General features: G+C 56.9%; 21 protein-coding genes. 6 read left to right on the top strand and 15 right to left on the bottom strand.

Features of this window, described 5'->3' with window-relative positions; all coding sequences use genetic code 11:
* Positions 1-63: 63 nt before the first annotated feature.
* From Q9245_RS07150 to Q9245_RS07115, 8 genes are all read right to left on the bottom strand, one after another.
* Positions 64-1431, bottom strand: a complete 1368-nt coding sequence (locus Q9245_RS07150) for an MATE family efflux transporter (protein WP_305896480.1) — start codon at positions 1429-1431, stop codon at positions 64-66.
* A 22-nt stretch (positions 1432-1453) separates the two neighbouring features.
* Positions 1454-2266: an indole-3-glycerol phosphate synthase TrpC gene (gene trpC, locus Q9245_RS07145; protein WP_305896479.1), complete on the bottom strand. Its 813-nt coding sequence runs from the start codon at positions 2264-2266 to the stop codon at positions 1454-1456.
* A gap of 7 nt (positions 2267-2273) precedes the next feature.
* On the bottom strand, positions 2274-3302 hold the full coding sequence (gene trpD / locus Q9245_RS07140) for an anthranilate phosphoribosyltransferase (protein ID WP_305896478.1): 1029 nt from the start codon (positions 3300-3302) through the stop codon (positions 2274-2276).
* 16 nt (positions 3303-3318) lie between these two features.
* Positions 3319-3897 (bottom strand): aminodeoxychorismate/anthranilate synthase component II, encoded by a 579-nt coding sequence (locus Q9245_RS07135; protein WP_305896477.1) that lies wholly within the window; start codon positions 3895-3897, stop codon positions 3319-3321.
* 167 nt (positions 3898-4064) lie between these two features.
* On the bottom strand, positions 4065-4451 hold the full coding sequence (locus Q9245_RS07130; RefSeq protein ID WP_305896476.1) for a hypothetical protein: 387 nt from the start codon (positions 4449-4451) through the stop codon (positions 4065-4067).
* 24 nt (positions 4452-4475) lie between these two features.
* A complete protein-coding gene (locus Q9245_RS07125; protein WP_305896475.1) occupies positions 4476-5840 on the bottom strand; it encodes a hypothetical protein in 1365 nt (454 codons plus the stop codon).
* Between the two features lie 730 nt (positions 5841-6570).
* A complete protein-coding gene (locus Q9245_RS07120; RefSeq protein WP_305896474.1) occupies positions 6571-6888 on the bottom strand; it encodes a CcdB family protein in 318 nt (105 codons plus the stop codon).
* On the bottom strand, positions 6888-7133 hold the full coding sequence (locus Q9245_RS07115; RefSeq protein WP_305896473.1) for a type II toxin-antitoxin system CcdA family antitoxin: 246 nt from the start codon (positions 7131-7133) through the stop codon (positions 6888-6890). Before Q9245_RS07115 ends, Q9245_RS07120 begins: the two co-directional genes overlap by 1 nt.
* Positions 7134-7291: 158 nt before the next feature.
* Here Q9245_RS07115 and Q9245_RS07110 point away from each other — a divergent pair, with 158 nt between their 5' ends.
* From Q9245_RS07110 to Q9245_RS07100, 3 genes are read left to right on the top strand one after another with little or no spacing between them, the layout of a single operon-like run.
* Entirely contained in the window at positions 7292-7567 is a 276-nt protein-coding gene (locus Q9245_RS07110; protein WP_305896472.1) for a hypothetical protein, read from the top strand.
* A 25-nt stretch (positions 7568-7592) separates the two neighbouring features.
* On the top strand, positions 7593-8210 hold the full coding sequence (locus tag Q9245_RS07105) for a DJ-1/PfpI family protein (RefSeq protein WP_305896471.1): 618 nt from the start codon (positions 7593-7595) through the stop codon (positions 8208-8210).
* Positions 8211-8229: 19 nt separating this feature from the next.
* Positions 8230-8769 carry a GNAT family N-acetyltransferase gene (locus Q9245_RS07100; RefSeq protein ID WP_305896470.1) on the top strand — a complete coding sequence of 180 codons (540 nt, stop codon included), beginning with the start codon at positions 8230-8232 and terminating at the stop codon, positions 8767-8769.
* Between the two features lie 9 nt (positions 8770-8778).
* Here Q9245_RS07100 and Q9245_RS07095 read toward each other — a convergent pair whose 3' ends face one another.
* Positions 8779-10224, bottom strand: coding sequence for an exonuclease domain-containing protein (locus Q9245_RS07095; protein ID WP_305896469.1), 1446 nt, complete (start codon positions 10222-10224; stop codon positions 8779-8781).
* A 68-nt stretch (positions 10225-10292) separates the two neighbouring features.
* Here Q9245_RS07095 and Q9245_RS07090 point away from each other — a divergent pair, with 68 nt between their 5' ends.
* The 3 genes from Q9245_RS07090 to Q9245_RS07080 all read left to right on the top strand — a co-directional run bounded on the left by Q9245_RS07090 (position 10293) and on the right by Q9245_RS07080 (position 11880).
* Positions 10293-10973 carry an SDR family oxidoreductase gene (locus Q9245_RS07090; RefSeq protein WP_305896468.1) on the top strand — a complete coding sequence of 227 codons (681 nt, stop codon included), beginning with the start codon at positions 10293-10295 and terminating at the stop codon, positions 10971-10973.
* Between the two features lie 83 nt (positions 10974-11056).
* A complete protein-coding gene (locus tag Q9245_RS07085) occupies positions 11057-11482 on the top strand; it encodes a group II truncated hemoglobin (protein ID WP_305896467.1) in 426 nt (141 codons plus the stop codon).
* Positions 11483-11502: 20 nt separating this feature from the next.
* Positions 11503-11880 (top strand): nuclear transport factor 2 family protein, encoded by a 378-nt coding sequence (locus Q9245_RS07080; RefSeq protein WP_247060665.1) that lies wholly within the window; start codon positions 11503-11505, stop codon positions 11878-11880.
* A gap of 24 nt (positions 11881-11904) precedes the next feature.
* On the opposite strand, the gene trpE is transcribed toward Q9245_RS07080, so the two are convergent.
* The 6 genes from trpE to Q9245_RS07050 form a co-directional block, all read right to left on the bottom strand.
* A complete protein-coding gene (trpE, locus tag Q9245_RS07075; protein WP_305896466.1) occupies positions 11905-13392 on the bottom strand; it encodes an anthranilate synthase component I in 1488 nt (495 codons plus the stop codon).
* Positions 13393-13423: 31 nt separating this feature from the next.
* A complete protein-coding gene (locus Q9245_RS07070; RefSeq protein ID WP_305896465.1) occupies positions 13424-14116 on the bottom strand; it encodes a phosphoglycolate phosphatase in 693 nt (230 codons plus the stop codon).
* Positions 14113-14799, bottom strand: coding sequence for a ribulose-phosphate 3-epimerase (gene rpe / locus Q9245_RS07065; protein ID WP_305896464.1), 687 nt, complete (start codon positions 14797-14799; stop codon positions 14113-14115). The genes Q9245_RS07070 and rpe overlap by 4 nt, the downstream gene beginning before the upstream one ends.
* Before the next feature lie 96 nt (positions 14800-14895).
* Positions 14896-15645: a molecular chaperone DjlA gene (locus Q9245_RS07060; RefSeq protein WP_305896463.1), complete on the bottom strand. Its 750-nt coding sequence runs from the start codon at positions 15643-15645 to the stop codon at positions 14896-14898.
* Positions 15642-16334, bottom strand: a complete 693-nt coding sequence (gene murU / locus Q9245_RS07055; protein ID WP_305896462.1) for an N-acetylmuramate alpha-1-phosphate uridylyltransferase MurU — start codon at positions 16332-16334, stop codon at positions 15642-15644. The genes Q9245_RS07060 and murU overlap by 4 nt, the downstream gene beginning before the upstream one ends.
* The gene (locus Q9245_RS07050) at positions 16331-17377 is read right to left on the bottom strand and encodes an aminoglycoside phosphotransferase family protein (protein ID WP_305896461.1); all 1047 of its coding nucleotides are present in this window, start codon (positions 17375-17377) and stop codon (positions 16331-16333) included. Before Q9245_RS07050 ends, murU begins: the two co-directional genes overlap by 4 nt.
* Positions 17378-17592: the final 215 nt, after the last annotated feature.

Genomic DNA, 17592 nt, shown 5'->3' with positions numbered 1-17592 from the left:
TGGAGTCAATCTAAATGAGAATTATCCGCAATTGAAATGTATTTACATCTTTTACATTTGGCTTTAGGCCGTGCTGGATGCGACCAAACGCTGAGGCCGAAAGCGAACAAACAGTGCCAGCGCGAGGCCGAAGGTCAGCCACTCGGCCATCGGCAGCGCCAGTAGCAGTGGCCAGTCCGGTGCAAAGCGGGCGATGCCCACCAGCAGCAGAGCCGGTAACACTAGGCTCCGCGAGAAGGCCACCATTGCAGAAGGCAGGGGTTGGTGGGTGGCGGTGAGGTACACCGACAGCAGTACGTTAATGCCGTTCACCAGAAACAGCGGCCAGAGGATGGCGAGATACTGGTCGGCTAGTTGCGCCGTGGCCGGGTCCGCCGAGGTATCGAGGAACAGCCGAACCACATCATTGCCAAATAGCCAGACCGTGCCCACCAGCGTCAGCGCCAATGTCAGAATCACCGTGGCCCCGCAGCCCATGAACCGGCGGATGCGTTCGGCATTGCCTGCCCCCAGATTGCGGCTGATCAACACATGCATGGCGTCTGAAATGCCGTAAAACACCATCAGGCTGAGGAAGATCAGGTAATTCACCACGGTGAATGCCGCCACGCCAGCCAAGCCCTGAGAGGTTATCAACAGCCAGTTGATCAACAGCATCACCAAGCCGACCGACATCTCGTTGATCCACTCAGACACACCGTTGGCGAAGGCCTTGGCCACTTCGCGCCAATTCTGTTGCCGCAGCCGGAACACCAGCTTTCGCGCCGGTTTGTAGAAATACAGCGCTAGCACCGCAAACTGCAGCAACTGGGCCAGCCCCGTGGCGATGGCGGCACCGCGCAGGCCGTAATCCAGATACCCCACCAACAGGGCGTCCAGCACAATGTTAGCGGCAGCGCCCAGCACCAGTGCAGTGGTGGCCAGCCCGGGGAATCCGTCTACCCGCACAAAGTAATAGAGCACCATGGTCAGCAGCTGCACCACTATCACCCAGATGATTACCAGATAGTATTCGGACATCAGCGGGAAGACGTTGGGGGAAGCCCCGAGCAATCGATAAATGGATTCGTGAAACAGCAGCCCGACCAGTGCGCCGGTCAAGGCCAGCGCCAGCGTTGCTGTCATACATTTGCTGAAGATAGCAGACGCGGCAGCCTGGTTGCCTTCGCCCAGATAGCGACCGGCCCGCACAGTGCCGCCAATCGCTAAGGCCAGGGCCAGCCCGAACATTAAGGTAAACCAGGGAATCAGCAGGTTCAGCGCTGCCAGTGCGTCTGCCCCGGCAAAGTTGCCGATGAAAATGCCATCCACGATGCTGGCGGTGGTCAGCGCCAGTAACCCGGCCACCGAGGGCAGGGCATAGCGGAAAAAGGCCGGCCAATAAGGGCCGGCCAGGATTGGGTCGTTAGCGTCTGCGCTGGGGCTGGTCATGGCGCTTCCATGGCTGGATGAATCAGCTGAACAGTTCTTGCAGCTTCTCGCCGGGTTCCGGTGCGCGCATGAACGACTCACCAATCAGGAAGCCGTAAATGCCACGTTCGGTCATGGTCTGCACGTCGGCGCGGGTCATGATGCCGCTTTCGGTAATGGCCAAACGGTCAGAACCAATGCGCTGATACAGGTCGAAGGTGGTGTCCAGCGACACCTCGAAGGTGTGCAGGTTGCGGTTGTTGATGCCCACCAGTGGCGTGGTCAGGGTCAGCGCATCGTCCATCTCTTCGCCGTTATGCACTTCCACCAGCACATCCAGCCCGATCTCGTGGGCGATGCCTTCCAGTTCCTGCATCTGGTCTTTGGTCAGGCAGGCAGCAATCAGCAGAATGCAGTCGGCTCCGATGGCGCGGCTTTCGTACACCTGATAGGGCGCGACCATGAAATCCTTGCGAATCACCGGCAGGCTGCAAGCCGCTCGGGCCGCTTTCAGATAGTCTTCGTGGCCCTGGAAGAAGTCTTGGTCAGTGAGGACTGACAAGCAGGCCGCGCCGCCTTTTTCATAGCTTTCAGCAATGGCTTCCGGCTCGAACGGGTCGCGCAGAATGCCTTTGCTGGGCGAGGCCTTTTTAATCTCGGCAATCACCGCCGCCTGCTGCTGTTCAATGCGCGAACGCAACGCCTCGGCAAAGCCCCGCGCCGGTGGCTGATCGCCCGCCATGGCTTTTAGGTCAGCAATGGAGGTTTTCGGTTTGCGCTCGTCCACTTCCTGCCATTTGCGGTCAACAATCTTGCGCAGAATGGTGGGGGTACGGTCATTGTGCCTGTTGGTCATGTCGGCCTCAGAAACAGTGGGAGAAATCAGCAAGCTCAGACATCTTGCCCGCTGCCAGGCCGGAGCCCATGGCATCCAGCGCCATCTCAACGCCCATCTGCGGGGTGTTGGCCAGCCCGGCAATGTAAATCGCAGCACCGGCGTTCAAAGCAATTATGTCGCGGGCTTTTTCGGTGGTTTCGTCGTGCTGACGACCGAAGGCGGCGCGGATCAGTTTGAGGGATTCTTCAGAGGAATCCACGGTCAGGCCCACCAGACTCTGGCTTTTGATACCCAGATCTTCCGGGGTGATGCTGTATTCGGTGATGGTGCCGTCTTTCAGTTCGGCCACATACGTCTCGGTGGCCAGGCTGATTTCATCCAGCCCGTCTTTCGAGTGCACCACCATGATGTGCTCGGCACCCAAACGCTGCATCACTTCCGCCATCGGGCGGCACAGGGCCTTGGTGAACACACCGATCAGCTGGCGCTTTACGCCCGCCGGGTTGGTCATGGGGCCGAGGATGTTGAAGATGGTGCGGCAACCCAGTTCTTTGCGGGGGCCAATGGCGTGCTTCATCGCGCCGTGGTGAGACGGGGCGAACATGAAGCCCACGCCGATTTGTTCCACGCAGCGGGCAACTTCTTCCGGCGACATGGTCAGATTCACGCCGGCTTTCTCAATCAAATCGGCACTGCCACTTTTGGAAGAAACACCCCGGTTACCGTGCTTGGCCACAAACCCGCCGGCCGCAGCCACCACGAACGAGGCCGCAGACGATACGTTGAACAGGTTAGCGCCATCGCCGCCGGTACCCACAATATCCACCAGAGGCTCAGCGTTGATTTCAACTTTGGTGACCAGCTCGCGCATGACTTCGGTGGCACCGGTAATCTCGTCAATGGTTTCGCTTTTCAGGCGCAACCCCATCAGAAAGGCACCCACCTGCGCATCGGTGGCTTCGCCGTTCATGACAATGCGCATCACATCCTTCATTTCCTCACGGGACAAATCCAGATTGGCGGCAATGCGGTCGAGGGCTTGTTTCATATCCATGCGTGGGTGTCCTTTCTTATGATTTGAGGAAGTTGCGCAGCAATTCGTGGCCTTGCTCAGTCATGATCGACTCGGGGTGGAACTGAACGCCTTCAATCGGCAACGTCTTGTGGCGCACGCCCATGATTTCTTCGATGGAGCCGTCTTCGTTGCGGGTCCAGGCGGTCACTTCCAGGCAATCCGGCAGGGTGTTCTGATCAATCACCAGACTGTGGTAACGAGTGGCCTGCAGCGGGTTGTTCAAGCCCCGGAATACGCCGGTATCTTTGTGGTAAACGGGGGACACCTTGCCGTGCATCACACGCCCGGCGCGAATGGTGTCGCCGCCAAACACCTGCCCGATGGACTGATGGCCCAGACAAATGCCCAGAATCGGAAGCTTGCCGGTAAAATGGCGAATGGCTTCCATGGAAATGCCCGCTTCGTTCGGGGTGCAGGGGCCGGGGGAAATCACCAGCCGTTCCGGGTTCAGCGCCTCGATTTCCTCAATGGTGATCTCATCGTTCCGGTGCACCTGAACCTCGGTACCCAGCTCGGCCAGATACTGGACAATGTTGTAGGTGAAGGAATCGTAGTTATCAATCATCAGCAGCATAGCGATCGGGACCGTATGTTCTAGCAGTGGATGTGTTCGCCATGCGGGCGGTGCTGTTGGTAAAGGTAATTCACAGCACACCTTGCCTGAGGTTTGGCGCAAACAGACAGTGGATTATTGCAGCCCACCGGCTTGGGTACAATATCGGGCCGGCGGGGAAGCCGGTATTAAGCCTCGGCCTGAAGATCAAAATGCCGTGCCGAGGCGCGCAGGGTTTCCACATGCACGTGGCGGCAATCCAGCGCAAAGCGTTTCGCCGCCTGTGCCAACGTGGCCTTAATTTGGCTGTAGGCTTCTTCTTCATCTTCCGGCAGTACCGACAGCATCAGGCTGATCACCGGCTCCTTGTGAATTTCGCCTTCGTAGGCGGATTTGAACGCCTGACCATCATCAGCCCAGAACCCGGTTAAAGTTGCGCTGTCGGAAGAATGCAGCACCGTGGCCCCACCAAACCGCCGCGACAACTGGCCCGCCACCAAGTCGCCGACCTCGGCCATTTTCTCCGGGCTGATTGAGAACAGCACCAAAAAGCGGATACGGGCATTGTCTGTCATGGTTAAAACCTTATCAGTGGCGAGTCAGCGTTTGGCCAGATAAATATAGATGAAGATCGTCACCAGCAGAGCAGACGATAACGCAATGGCCCCGTTGGGCGGCAACCACAAGAACACATCCAGAATGCCGGGGAAATCATCTTTGGGCAGGCTGCGGGATGCGGTGGTGAGCGAGAGAAACAGCTCCACCAGCGCCACGCCCCCGATGCCAGCCAGAATCAATTCAACGGTTTTATCCACACGGGATTTGCGCGCTTCCAGCAGCCGGGCGATGCGTGAACGAATCAAATCCGTGCGTTCCAGCGCGCTGCTGATCAGAGTATCCAGCTGCCAGGCCGCGCAGGTGTCTTCCACAATGCGGGCACGGTCGGCCTGCACCCCTGCGCGGGCTTCCTTAAACTCCAAACGGCTAAATTCAAGGTGATCCAGACTCACGGTAATGTTCGCCATCAACCGGTTCAGTTCGCCGTTACGAGTGCGCTTCGCGTCCAACAGATCGGTGAGCTGTGAATAACTGGATTTCAGAATGGCGCCGTAAATGAACAGAATGGCGTTATAAAGCTGGCAGATGGACAAACCCCGGAACCAGTCGTCGCGGCAGTCTTGCGGCTGGTCACCCACCACCAGAATGTTGCCAGAGCCCACATAGTGGCGCGCCTGTTTGAGATCGTCGAGGGAACCGGCGTAAGACGCCCACTGGCGTAACAACTCACCCAGAGGCTGATCCAGCTCTTCCGGGCTGGCCACAATACTGCGCCCAGTCCAGAGCACATGGCTAGCGGGAGCGGTTGCTTCCTTGAACGCAACGTCTTTAAACACCGTCAGCTTGTTCGGGTCGCGAAGCTGTTGCTCATCGCCAGATTTGCGCTTGCCAAAGCGTCCGGAAAACTCCCAGCAATACGCCTGAAAACACGGATAAATCAGCGCCCCGTAAACATCACTCGCCGCATCCGACAGGGTACGGTCTAACAGGCCGGATTCAATCAGCGTTTCAAGCGTGGCCTCGTCCACTTGGATCATGACATCCAGCCGCAGCAGTGCCACCGTGTCGTCGTACAGAAACAGCTGGCTGGCCTCGATCTCGCCGTTCCAGTCACTACAAATGCGCGCCAGATTCTCCGAACGCGCCCGAGCGGCCGAATGATCAATGTCGTAGCAATCAAACGGCTGGAAGAACACCGGCAAGCTGTCGTGAGCCAGCGTGCCGTAGCCGTTGGCCCAAGGCCAATCGAACGACGTAAGCGCGCCCGAAGCCGGCAGCAAACGCTTGCCACCGTAGTAACCGGAACCACCTTGCAACGCCTTTGCCGCACGGTGTTCGCTGTTGGCACTGATCGGCGAGCGAACCGGAGAAAGAGTGGCAATCCGCAGTGTGGTTTTGTTGGTCATTGAAGGCCTTACGGAATTTAGCTTGGGGGTGGAGAGGTGATGGTTTTGGAGTATAGCGGGATTGCGACGACTTCTGCATGGGGTTGGTGGTTAATGAGAGCGGGCGCTCACTGTGTTGATTGGGAAGCGGTTCTCGGAAATTTGTGGGAAAAAGGGTGACTGTTAGTAAGCTTTTGATATGGTTGCTGTGGGGCGTGCTGATTTCGTGGAGAAAACCTCACGGGGCCAAGGGGTATAAGTTCAAGTGTGATTGGTGTGGTGCCGTTTGGGGCGCTGATTTTATTTAAAGGGACGGAGTTATACGAGCGTGTTCGTATAACTCGCTGTTAAATTTGAGGAGAACGGCATAGAGATTTTAATTGGGTCAGGAATTACGATCGTCTCTGTCCTTATTGCAGTCCTGTCCGCGATTTATGCTCGTCGGTCGGCAAGATCAGCTAAGCAATCCAACGATATTGGGCGCCTTAACTCACTACTATCTCTGAGGGTGCATTATCTGGATTTGCTGAGCAGAAAAGGTGAGCTTGCGAAGGAAGTTGGCGAAATGAATGGCGCAGAGGAAGCTTACAGAGCAATCGCTCATATCGACTCAAGACTCCGAGAAATTAATGATGAGCTGGAGATCTACTATGGGAAGGTCTTCAAGCCTTGAATTTAACAAGGCCAGGCACGCGACGCCTACTGCATTGCGGCTTCGCCTCCATTCCGTAGCCGCGCATGCTGGCTGGCGCTAAATACCGGTGATGGCCAGGTCCAGCGCTCCAACAATCTGATCTCTGAAATGCGAGAGAGAACCAATGGGGCTCTTGAGGTGTTTTTCAGGCACGGCCGAAATTTGCGGAGTTAACAGCAACAGCTCCTCGTCGGCAAAGCTGATTTCTGGAGTGAGCCCTTGCATGGCTTCGCCACCGAAGGCAGAACGTTTGCCCAAAGGGACAACAATGCGAGTTGCCAAATCGCTCAAAAGGCTGCTTTGAATGTCCACAAGGTAAGGGTAATGAGCCTTGCTGGTTTTACTCGGGTTGGGGTACACATCGAACTGTGCCATCAGAACTCCCTGAATTCGTCGCCGAAGCATCCATGTTGTTCGACAAAATCGTTGTAGCTTTTTATCGCAGCACGATTTTCTTCAACCCATTGTGCAGCTTCGCGTTTTGCAAGCTCTTCTTTCAGAGCTCGTTCCAGGGTGGCAGACAAGTTGATGTTCAGTTCCCGGGTTTTACGCAGAAGGTCGCTATTGATTGAGAGGTTCGCTGCTTTTTTGGGGGCGGCTGAGTTATAGAGTTCGGCCATAAGGACCTCCAAGAAGATATAGAATGCATAGCTTGATCTTATGCGCATAGTTATGCGCATGCAAGGGGTTGGCCAATGACTGTTGGCGGGCGTGCCTACGCTGCCGCCCCTTATTCGGGCAAATCTAAGACGAAATAAACAAGGAATGTTCAAAAATCATGGCAAATAATCGCGGCCAAGGCGGACCAATTGAATCAAGGCTGATCAGCCTCTTCGCATCGCTATTCTTCTCTATCCCAACGGCAGCATTCGTTTGGTTCTGGGTAAACCTGGAACTGGCCGTGTATTGGGATGGTTTTCTCAGTAGTCGTTACCTCGTCACCTGTATCATCATTTTTGCTGTATTGGCCCTGCTGCTCCCGAAACTGTTTCCCGCTATTCTCGGGGGCATCTGGCGCGGTATCGGCAAGATTTGGAATTGGTGGGGTTGTTAGTCTTTTGAAAGGATAGGTAGGCTCGATGAAAAACAAACGATCAGTAGGCGTTGTTCTCTTCCCCGGATTTGAGCTTCTCGACGTATTTGGCCCACTGGAGATGTATGGCCAGGCGCCGGACCATTTCGAACTCCAGCTGGTCTCAGAAAAAGGCGGTGAAGTGGCCAGCGCCCAAGGGCCGAGGTCGGTCGCTGATGTGGCATTTTACGATGCACCGAACTTCGATATTCTTTTGGTGCCGGGTGGCATAGGAACACGGGCTGAAGTGTCGAACGACGTATTCCTGCAGTGGATTGTGGATCAAGCCAGAACATGTGAATACGTTACCTCCGTGTGCACGGGCAGCGCCTTGTTGGCAAAGGCCGGAATACTGGATGGCATGAGGGCCACAACCAACAAGAAAGCGTTTGATTGGGCCACGTCTCAAGGCGAGCGGGTGCACTGGGTAAAGGAAGCGCGCTGGGTTGAAGATGGTCGGTTTTTTACGTCTTCAGGTGTATCGGCTGGCATCGACATGACCTTGGCGCTGATTCAGAAAATGCTTGGGCGGGAAATGGCGAACAGTATCGCTACGCTGGCCGAATACGAATGGCAGAGCGATGCCGGCCGGGATCCGTTTGCACGCATCTATGGGCTCGTTTAACGCGTAATAGGAGATCGAATTGCTCTTAGCCGATTCCACCGAACTGAAATTGCTCAACCTAAGCCACAAAGATGAGCTATTCAGCCTCATAAACACCAACCGCGAACACCTGCGCGAGTGGTTGCCTTGGGTCGATGCAACCCAGTCTCCGGCCGACACTGAATCCTTCCTTCAATTCGCCATCAACCAATACCAATCCGGCCAAGGCCCGCAGTACGCCATTTTCTCCGAGTCAGCTCTTTGTGGCGTGTGTGGCTTTCATCCGTTTGATCTGTCTAATCGCAGCGGCAGTCTTGGCTATTGGTTGGGTGCGTCTTATGGGGGCAAAGGCATCATGGTGCGTGCGGTGCAGGCGCTGGTTGAGCAAGGCTTTCGGGAGTACGGCTTGAACCGAATCGAGATTGCCTGCGCCACTGGCAACACCCGAAGCCGAGCCATTCCCGAGCGTTTGGGGTTTGAACTTGAAGGGGTGTTTCGGGAGCGGGAGTATGTGAACGGCCGGTATCTCGATCAGGCGATTTACTCAATGCTGGCTTCAGAGTTTCAGTCCAAAGCCTGAGAGCGACCATCACGGCATAAGCACATCCGGCGCACCCACGGCTGGCAGTTCGATCAGGGAGCGGTTTTTGTCGGCAGGGCCCATCAGAGCTTTGACCAGTAATTTGTAAGAGTCCAGATCAAAGGTTACTGACTGGCCAGACAGCGACAGATCATCGAGCTCTTGTTCGTCGTGCACCGTGGTGACGTGAATCCAGTTGTAGATCACCAGAATATCAGGCGGCGCCCCATCACTTCGATGCTCCACGATCGCGACCGGGCCTTTCCATGGCCAAGTTTTCAAGCGCAGCTGGTGAAACGCAATCTGCACTCGAAGATTGTACCGGGTTACGTCTTCTATCCCTTCACAGGCGCCTTTGCAGCGGCCCAACGTGCGCTGAAAACAGGGGCCTTCACGCTCGGGTTCCAGGCCAAGCAACTGGTTGCACAGCTCGTTTTTGGCGGCAATGCCGGTTAACGCGCGCTCGGCATCGCGCTTGCTGCGAAACAGGCCGAAATAGCTGGCGAGCCGGTGTGGTTCTATCTCCCGTACCAGTCGCGCCTGCAGGTAACCGGAAGCGTTCGGTGCCAGCTCGATACTCACCAGATTTTTCGCCGCGCGGGACCGCCGGTTGAACAGCGGGCTAAGGGTTTTGATTTGCCGCAGCTCCAGCAGCAGGGCACCGAGCTCGCCGGCGGTTTCGGTGTAGTCGATGCGGCGCAGGCTTTCGGAAATACGCACCCCTTTGCTGGTGTTGTGATCGCCGGAGAAATGCGAGGCCACGCGCTGGGCAATGTTGGTGCTCTTGCCCACATACAAGAGCGCATCGTTTTCGCCGTAGAACCGATAAACCCCCGGCCCCCGAGGCAGGTCACTCAGGATGTCTGGCGGCAAGTGAGAGGGAGTGCTTGGCTTTTGCAGCAGGGTGGCGATGGCAGCTTCCATTTGATCATCGCCTTTGTCAGCGCGGGCGCGGGTGAAAAACTCGAGCATGGCGGCCACATCGCCCATGGCCCGGTGCCTTTGGACTTGGGCCAGGCCATGACGTTCGATCAGCGAATCCATGTTGTGCCGACGAAATTCGGGATACAGGCGCCGGGACAGCTTTACGGTGCACAGTACCCGCGCCGAAAACAGCCGCCCGAGCCGGCGGTATTCCGATTTGATGAAGCCGTAATCGAAGCGCGCGTTGTGGGCAACGAACACGGTATCCCGTAGTTTCTCTTCGAGCGTATCTGCGATGGCTTCAAACGTCGGTGCATCGGCGACCATGGCGTTGGAGATGCCCGTCAGTTGCTCGATAAACGGCGAGATCCGCATGCCGGGGTTCAGTAATGTTTGCCACTCATCCACAACCTCTCCGGCGCGCCAGAAGCGGATTCCTATTTCCGTAATCCGATCGTGGGAAGAGTTTCCGCCGGTGGTTTCAATATCGAGAAACGCAAACGTGGTTTGTTCGAGGTAGCTGGTTGTCATCGTCTCACGCGAGTAGAGTTAAATGTCGCAGTTCTAAAAGAGCTTGGCCTCAATCAGGAGTAACAGCAATGAAAGATGAAAAAATCGTTCTGATCACTGGCGCGTCCAGTGGTATTGGTGCTGCCACCGTTGAGAAGGTGATCGAAGCGGGGCATAAAGTTGTTATTACGGCGAGAAGCACCGATAAGCTCAATGAAATGGTTAAAAAGTGGGGTGACGATAAGGTCGTGGCGGTAACGGCCGATGTCTCCAAGCTGGACGACATTACCCATGTGGTGGAAAAGGCCAAAGAAGCGTTTGGCCGAATCGATGTGGTGTTCGCGAATGCCGGTACCGGCGTGAACTCTCCCGGCATTGAAAACGGCGATCCCGATGAGTGGAAAACCATGCTGGACGTGAACATCAACGCGCTGTTGTATACGGCCAAAGCCAGCCTGCCGTCGCTAAAAGAAACCCAGGGGCAGTTTATTATCACCAGTTCCGTGGCCGGCAAGATCACACTGAAAGGCTCTGTGTATGGTGCGTCTAAGTGGTTTGCTTACGGCTTCGGCCAGAACCTGGCGGCTGAGATGAGGGAGTGGAATGGCCGGTGCACCACCATCTGCCCGGGCATGGTGAATACGCCGTTTTTCGATGAAGCCAAGCCGGATAAGCTGGACCCCAGCGATGTGGCCGATGCGGTTGTGTACGCGATGGCGGCCGACCCAAGGTGCGACATTCGCGAAATCACCTTGATGCCTACTCAGTAGCAGGTTCAATGGTCGAGTGTATAAGCCTGCCAGAACTGTAGTAGAGTGCCCTTGGCAGCTTCTTACACTAGAGTTAAAGCAATATGAGCAAAGCAGTACCTAAATACGGCGACGGGGACACCTCGTACCGCGCCGCCGGGGGATTGGAAGGCATTACCCGGTTGGTGAACGCGTTTTACGATTACATGGAAACGCTGCCGGAGGCCCGGCAGATTCTGGCGATGCACCGGCCGGATTTAACCGAATCCCGCACCAAATTGGCTTACTTTTTGTCGGGCTGGCTAGGCGGGCCAAGGTTGTATGCGGAACATTTCGGTAGTATCAACATTCCGATGGTTCATCGGCATTTGCCCGTGGGCGAAGAAGATCGCGATGCCTGGATGCTGTGTATGCAGAAAGCCGTGGCCGATCAGCCGTTTGATGAGTCGTTCAAGGCGTACTTGATCGAACAGCTGTGGGTGCCAGCTGAGCGAATCAGAAGTGTTTGTAGCGCACCCGTTTCGCGCTAATCATTGTTGGAGTTTGAGTCATGCAGCCGAAAGAGATTGTGGCGCAATTTATCGCTGACGTAAGTGCTCAGCGCCTGGAGAAAGCAAAAACGCTGCTGGCTGAAGAGGGCTTTGAGTACGTCGGCCCGAATATGCGTTTTCTGAACCGGGATGACATGGTGTCGTACCAGTTTGGCATGGTGGCTATTCAGAAGGATCTGGTGCTGCGTCAGCTCAGTGCCGATGGCGAGCATGTGTATGCGATTCTGGATTACCAGACCTACTTCGAGCAGATCGGCGATGTGCGGTTGGCGGTTTGGTTCCGGGTTCGGGACGAAAAGATTCAAACCGTGGAAACCTTCTACAACGCCGCAGTGGTCGAGAATATGTTGGGAGGAAACCTGCCGTCAGCGAACTGATCGGCAGGTGGTTCGTTCCGAGCTTTAGTGATCGTAATCGTTATAGGTCATGGCGACCGCTTTGAAAATGGCCCGGCCTTTGTTCATGGTTTCTTTCCATTCCAAACGCGGAATGGAGTCGGCGACTACGCCGGCGCCTGCCTGAATGTGCAGGGTGTTGTCTTTGATCACGGCGGTGCGGATCGCGATGGCGGTGTCCATGTTGCCGTTGAACGATAAGTAGCCCACAGCCCCGCCGTATACACCCCGTTTTACCGGTTCCAGCTCATCAATGATTTCCATTGCGCGGATCTTCGGTGCACCGCTCAGGGTGCCTGCAGGTAAGGTGGCGCGCAGTACGTCCAGGCAGCTGGTGTCTTTGTCCAAACGGCCGGTCACGTTTGAGACAATGTGCATCACGTGGGAATAGCGTTCCACAATCATCTTGTCGGTCAGGCGCACGGTGCCGGTTTCGGATACCCGGCCAGCGTCGTTGCGGCCTAGGTCGATCAGCATCAGGTGCTCGGCGATTTCTTTCGGGTCGGCCAGCAGCTCTTTTTCTAGTGCGTTGTCTTCGGCATCGGTGGCGCCGCGTTTACGGGTGCCGGCGATGGGCCGCACGGTGACTTCCTCGTCTTCTACCCGCGCCAGAATTTCCGGTGATGAACCGACAATGTGGAAGTCGTCCAGATCGAGGAAGTACATGTACGGCGATGGGTTCAGTACCCGCAGTGACCGGTACAGGTTCAGCGGCGGCGCTTCAAACGGAATCGACATGCGCTGGGAGATGACGGTTTGCATCACGTCGCCGTCCAACACGTAGCCTTTGATTTTATCCACAGCGGCTTCGAATTTGTCTTGCGAGAAACCGGAGACAAAATCGCTTTCGTCCACTTCTTTGCCGCGCAAGTGCTCCGGTGTGCGGGGCGCGTCGGCGGTGGTGCGGTGCAGCTGGTTTTCCAGTTCGTCGATGCGGGCCTGGGCTTGTTCGTAGGCGCCTTCAACCGCCGGATCTACGTGTACGATCAGGTGCAGCTTGCCGCGCAGGTTGTCGAATACCACGATTTCGTTCGACACCATCAGCAGGATGTCCGGGGTGCCGATTTTGTCCGGCGGGCAGCTCTTGCGCAGGCGCTTTTCGATGTAGCGCACGGTGTCGTAACCGAAGTAACCCACCAGCCCGCCGTTAAAACGAGGCAGTTCCGGCAGGTCTGGCGCGTTGAAGCGCTTCTGGTATTCGTCAACAAAGGCGAGCGGGTCTTCCACATCGGCTTGTTCCACGACTTTGCCGTTTTGGCTGACTTCGATACGGTGATCGTAGACTTTCAGCACTTCTCGTGAGGGCAGGCCGATGATGGAGTAACGGCCCCACTTCTCACCACCCTGAACGGATTCGAACAGATAGGAATACGGGCCACTGGCCAGTTTCAGGTAGGTGCTCAGAGGTGTGTCCAGATCAGCCAGGACTTCGCGGTACACCGGTATCCGGTTGTAGCCGTCTTGGGCCAGTCTGGAGAAGTGCTCAGGTGTCATTTTGTCGTTTCCTGAATTCGGGTCTGCGTGTTTATAAAAGCTCGGTCAGTGAATCTACCACCGCATCGGCGCCAAGGCTGTCGATGGAGCCGCCGAAGTTGTAACCATAGCGCACGGCCACGCAGGGCATGCCTGCTTTCAGAGCCGCGTTTACGTCTGCCGCGGAATCGCCCACCATCACCGTAGTGCCGATGGTACTGCCCAGTTTTTCCATGGCGTGCAGCAGTGGCGCCGGGTCCGGTTTTTTAACGGCTAAGGTATCGCCGCCCACGAACAGGTCGAAGTAGGGCGCCAATCCGGTTTGTTTCAACAGCGGTGCCACAAACTGGTCGGGTTTGTTGGTGACCACCGCCATGCGGCAGCCGTTGGCTTTCAGGTGATCCAGACATTCGAATACACCGTCAAAAACCACCGCGTTTCGGCCGTTCAGTTCGGCGTAGCTCTGGTAGAAAATGCCCAGCGCATCCGGGTGCAGGGCATCGTCTTTCGGTGACGCTGGCTCCCAGTCGGTTTTGCCAGCCAGTGCGCGGCGTACCAGAACGCTGGCGCCATTACCGACCCAGTTGCGTACGTTGGCCAGCCCGGCCGGGCTTCGGCCCAGTTTGGTGAGCATGTCGTCAACGGCCGCGGCCAGATCCGGCGCGCTGTCCACCAGAGTGCCGTCCAGATCAAACAGAGCGGCAGCTGGCCAGCGAGGGTTGAACAGGCCTTTCAGGCTGCTCATCCGCCAATCACCTTGCGGGCCTGTTCCAGTTCTTCGCGCATGGCGTCGATGGTGGCCTTGTAATCCGGCGTGTTGAAAATGGCAGAACCGGCCACGAAGGTGTCGGCACCGGCTTCTGCAATTTCACGAATGTTGTCGACTTTTACGCCGCCGTCAATTTCCAGACGGATGTTGTAGTTGCTGTCGTCGATGCGCTTGCGGGCTTCCCGCAGCTTGTCGAGGGTGCCGGGGATGAACTTCTGGCCGCCGAAGCCCGGGTTAACCGACATCATCAGTATCATGTCGAGCTTGTCCATCACGTAATCCATGTAGCTCAGTGGCGTGGCCGGGTTAAACACCAGGCCCGCTTTACAGCCGCCGTCGCGAATCAATTGCAGCGAGCGGTCGATGTGGCTGGACGCTTCCGGATGGAAGGTGATGTAGCTGGCGCCGGCGTCGATGAACATGCGGATCAGGTCGTCCACCGGGGACACCATCAGGTGCACGTCGATGGGCGCGGTCACGCCGTGCTTGCGCAGTGCTTCGCACACCATGGGGCCAATGGTGAGGTTGGGCACGTAGTGATTGTCCATAACGTCGAAGTGCACTACGTCGGCACCGGCAGCCAGTACGTTATCGACTTCCTCACCCAGACGGGCGAAATCGGCGGAGAGGATAGACGGAGCAATCAGGTATGGGTTCATCGGCGCACTCTCGGTCAGGTGAATTACGGCAGCTGTATTAGCTGGTAAGTCTATCAGCTTGTTGCCGGTTTTCGCAGCGCGTGGCGGGCGGTTTTGTTAACGGTTATGCCGTTTGATCAGCTCCCAGGCCTGTTGATAGCGCAGAAGCTGGTCTTTGGCAGCGGCCAGTTCGTAATCCGACAGGTTTTGTTGCGAGATTTTGTCCGGATGGCAGGTGGACAGGCGCTTGCGGTAGGTGCGTTTGATGGCCTCGAAACTGTCTCTGCGGGTAACGCCGAGGATCTCGCAGGCTTGTTCGTAGTTTTTGGGTTTTTCGGCGGTGCTGGCGGAGCGTATCCACACTTTGCTGGCGTAGCTGGCAAATATGTCGTCGCTTACTTCCATCGGAAGGCCAAGGTTGTCGATGGCGTCTTCACAACGGTAGCGCCGCTCCTTGCTGGGTTTGCCGAGGATTTGTGCGCCGTGGCACAGGCACATGGCCATCTTGATGGCTGCGCCGGGGGCTGCTTTGGCGACCACGCGGTTCCAGAGCCCGCGGTGAAAGGGCACGCCGCGGGCGTCTTTGCCCAGCTGGTAGTGTTCAATGGCCTTTTTGCGTTGCCGCGAAGACAGGCGCAAGGCTTTCATCAACAACTCGGCGTAGCGGATGTCGCCTTCCATCACCCGGCCATCGGCTTTGGCGATGTAGCCCAAAAAGAAAAACAGCGGCTTGCGGCAACGGCGCGGCAAATGGGCGCGTTCGATCAGGGTGTTGGCCTGATGTCCGCAACTTGAGAGTTCGCGCAACAGATCCGAGAAAACCGATTCAATGCTTGCCGGCAAAGACGGCCCTTTGGCGTTGGTCATGGTTGCGGTGCGTTTTCCGTCAGCAAGGTGTCGAGTTGTTCCAACCGGGCCGGGGTGCCCACATCAATCCATTGGCCCGAATGCTTCAAGCCGCGGACTCGTTGTTGTGCCATGGCATCGCGAAGCACCGGGCCGAGTTTGCCTGCGGTGTCGTCGAGCCCGTTGAACAACCGGCGGCGCAAAAGACTGATACCGGTGAAGGTCAGTTTGCTTTCGCCTTCGGCTGATAGCTGGCCATTTGATAATAGCTGGAAATCGCCCGTTGGGTGGTGTTCGGGGTTGCTCGTGAGCACTAGCACGGCATCGCAGTTTGGGTCGGCCGGTGGCTGTAATTGGCGGAGTGGAAAGTCGGTCCAGATGTCGCCGTTGATCACCAGAAACCACTCGTCATCGTTCTCGGCGAGCAAGGGCATCGCGCGGACGATGCCGCCGGCGGTTTCCAGCGGTTCGCCTTCGGGCGAGTAGTGCAGGTTTACGCCGAATGATTCGCCGCTGCCGAGCTGGTGTTCAATTTGTTCGCCCAGCCAGGCGTGGTTAATCACCACGTCCCGAAAGCCGGCCTGCTTCAGGTTCTCAAGATGATGCACAATCAGCGGCTTGCCGCCGGCGCGAAGCAGAGGCTTCGGGGTTGTCAGCGTGAGTGGGCGCATACGCTCGCCTTTGCCGGCGGCCAGGATCATGGCTTTCACGATGAGCGTTTCTCCGGGGCCGGTACCGGGCCTATCTTGCGTTCAATTGCCGGAATGACAGTGCCGCACAACCACTCGTGGAAGTGCCGGAGTGCCGGTTGGCGGGCGCTGGCATCGCGAAGGTAGCTGACGGTGCGGGGAATGTCTCCCAAATAACCGGTTTTGCCATCGCGAATCGCCAGCCGTGCAAAAATACCGGCCGCTTTCAGATGGCGTTGCATGCCCATCAGTTCGAACCACTGGCGGAAGGTGTCCGGGTCGGCCCGATGCAAGCCTGCGTTTAGGCTGGCTACGCGGTAGTGTTCCAGCCACTCCACAACTTTTTCTTCCGGCCAGCGTATGTAGCAGTCTTTGAGCAAGGACACCGCGTCGTAGGTGACGGGGCCGATAACCGCATCCTGAAAATCGATCACACCGGGGGCGTTTTGGCCATCGCGAATCAGCAGGTTGCGGGAGTGGTAGTCGCGGTGCACGGTGACTTCCGGTTCGGTCAGGGCGCTTTCTTTTAACAGGCTGAAGGTGGTGTCCAGCAAGGCGCGCTGCTGGTTACAGAGTGTCAGCCCCAGATGTTGCTCCAGCAGCCAGTCGGGGAAGAGCGCCATTTCCCGGTCCAGCATGGCATCGTCGTAGTGCGGCAGCGGGTGGTCCGCGGGGGCGGTTTGCTGTGCGATGCGCACCAGTTCATCCAGTGCCTGCTGGTAGTAGGTGTCGGCATTGTCTGCCGTGGTTGCGCTCAGCATCAGGTTGTCGCCGAAATCTTCCAGCAACAGGAAACCCTGGCTCAGATCTTCGCCGGCGATGTCGGGCACGTGGATGCCATGCTGGTGCCAGTGTTTCGCGATGGCCACAAACGGCTCGCAGTTTTCATGCTCGGGCGGTGCATCCATCACGATGAACGGGGTGCGTGGCTGACCGGGCGCGTCCCGCCATACCCGGAAGTAACGGCGGAAGCTGGCATCACCGGAAACCGGTTCCGGGCTGGCGCTGTCAAAGCCGGGGAATTGCCTGACCCAATCGGTCAGCTGCTGCAGACGGGTATCCATGATTTTATGGTAATTCCTGAGTTGTTCTGTTGTGTAGCAACGTTAGCAGAGGAGTATAAAGAGCGTAAAACGGATTTGCAGCGGTGTTTCCGTTAACAAGCTTGGGGGGCGCGTGTAAACTAGGCAGCTGTTCTCGAAAACAGCCACCATTCATCAGAAACAGGAAGCCTGCCGTCGTGCCCAGCCGTTACCGTCAGCAGTTGTGGTTTAAGCCC

The sequence above is a fragment of the Marinobacter sp. MDS2 genome (assembly GCF_030718085.1).
Taxonomy (GTDB): Bacteria; Pseudomonadota; Gammaproteobacteria; order Pseudomonadales; family Oleiphilaceae; genus Marinobacter.
This window is presented reverse-complemented; position numbering and strand designations above follow the sequence as displayed.

What these genes read in the sequence shown, in the direction of transcription:
- Q9245_RS07150 (WP_305896480.1), bottom strand. Translation starts at nt 1,431, where the DNA reads ATGACCAGCCCCAGCGCAGACGCTAACGACCCAATCCTGGCCGGCCCT.
- trpC (WP_305896479.1), bottom strand. Translation starts at nt 2,266, where the DNA reads ATGACCAACAGGCACAATGACCGTACCCCCACCATTCTGCGCAAGATT.
- trpD (WP_305896478.1), bottom strand. Translation starts at nt 3,302, where the DNA reads ATGGATATGAAACAAGCCCTCGACCGCATTGCCGCCAATCTGGATTTG.
- Q9245_RS07135 (WP_305896477.1), bottom strand. Translation starts at nt 3,897, where the DNA reads ATGCTGCTGATGATTGATAACTACGATTCCTTCACCTACAACATTGTC.
- Q9245_RS07130 (WP_305896476.1), bottom strand. Translation starts at nt 4,451, where the DNA reads ATGACAGACAATGCCCGTATCCGCTTTTTGGTGCTGTTCTCAATCAGC.
- Q9245_RS07125 (WP_305896475.1), bottom strand. Translation starts at nt 5,840, where the DNA reads ATGACCAACAAAACCACACTGCGGATTGCCACTCTTTCTCCGGTTCGC.
- Q9245_RS07120 (WP_305896474.1), bottom strand. Translation starts at nt 6,888, where the DNA reads ATGGCACAGTTCGATGTGTACCCCAACCCGAGTAAAACCAGCAAGGCT.
- Q9245_RS07115 (WP_305896473.1), bottom strand. Translation starts at nt 7,133, where the DNA reads ATGGCCGAACTCTATAACTCAGCCGCCCCCAAAAAAGCAGCGAACCTC.
- Q9245_RS07110 (WP_305896472.1), top strand. Translation starts at nt 7,292, where the DNA reads ATGGCAAATAATCGCGGCCAAGGCGGACCAATTGAATCAAGGCTGATC.
- Q9245_RS07105 (WP_305896471.1), top strand. Translation starts at nt 7,593, where the DNA reads ATGAAAAACAAACGATCAGTAGGCGTTGTTCTCTTCCCCGGATTTGAG.
- Q9245_RS07095 (WP_305896469.1), bottom strand. Translation starts at nt 10,224, where the DNA reads ATGACAACCAGCTACCTCGAACAAACCACGTTTGCGTTTCTCGATATT.
- Q9245_RS07090 (WP_305896468.1), top strand. Translation starts at nt 10,293, where the DNA reads ATGAAAGATGAAAAAATCGTTCTGATCACTGGCGCGTCCAGTGGTATT.
- Q9245_RS07085 (WP_305896467.1), top strand. Translation starts at nt 11,057, where the DNA reads ATGAGCAAAGCAGTACCTAAATACGGCGACGGGGACACCTCGTACCGC.
- Q9245_RS07080 (WP_247060665.1), top strand. Translation starts at nt 11,503, where the DNA reads ATGCAGCCGAAAGAGATTGTGGCGCAATTTATCGCTGACGTAAGTGCT.
- trpE (WP_305896466.1), bottom strand. Translation starts at nt 13,392, where the DNA reads ATGACACCTGAGCACTTCTCCAGACTGGCCCAAGACGGCTACAACCGG.
- Q9245_RS07070 (WP_305896465.1), bottom strand. Translation starts at nt 14,116, where the DNA reads ATGAGCAGCCTGAAAGGCCTGTTCAACCCTCGCTGGCCAGCTGCCGCT.
- rpe (WP_305896464.1), bottom strand. Translation starts at nt 14,799, where the DNA reads ATGAACCCATACCTGATTGCTCCGTCTATCCTCTCCGCCGATTTCGCC.
- Q9245_RS07060 (WP_305896463.1), bottom strand. Translation starts at nt 15,645, where the DNA reads ATGACCAACGCCAAAGGGCCGTCTTTGCCGGCAAGCATTGAATCGGTT.
- Q9245_RS07050 (WP_305896461.1), bottom strand. Translation starts at nt 17,377, where the DNA reads ATGGATACCCGTCTGCAGCAGCTGACCGATTGGGTCAGGCAATTCCCC.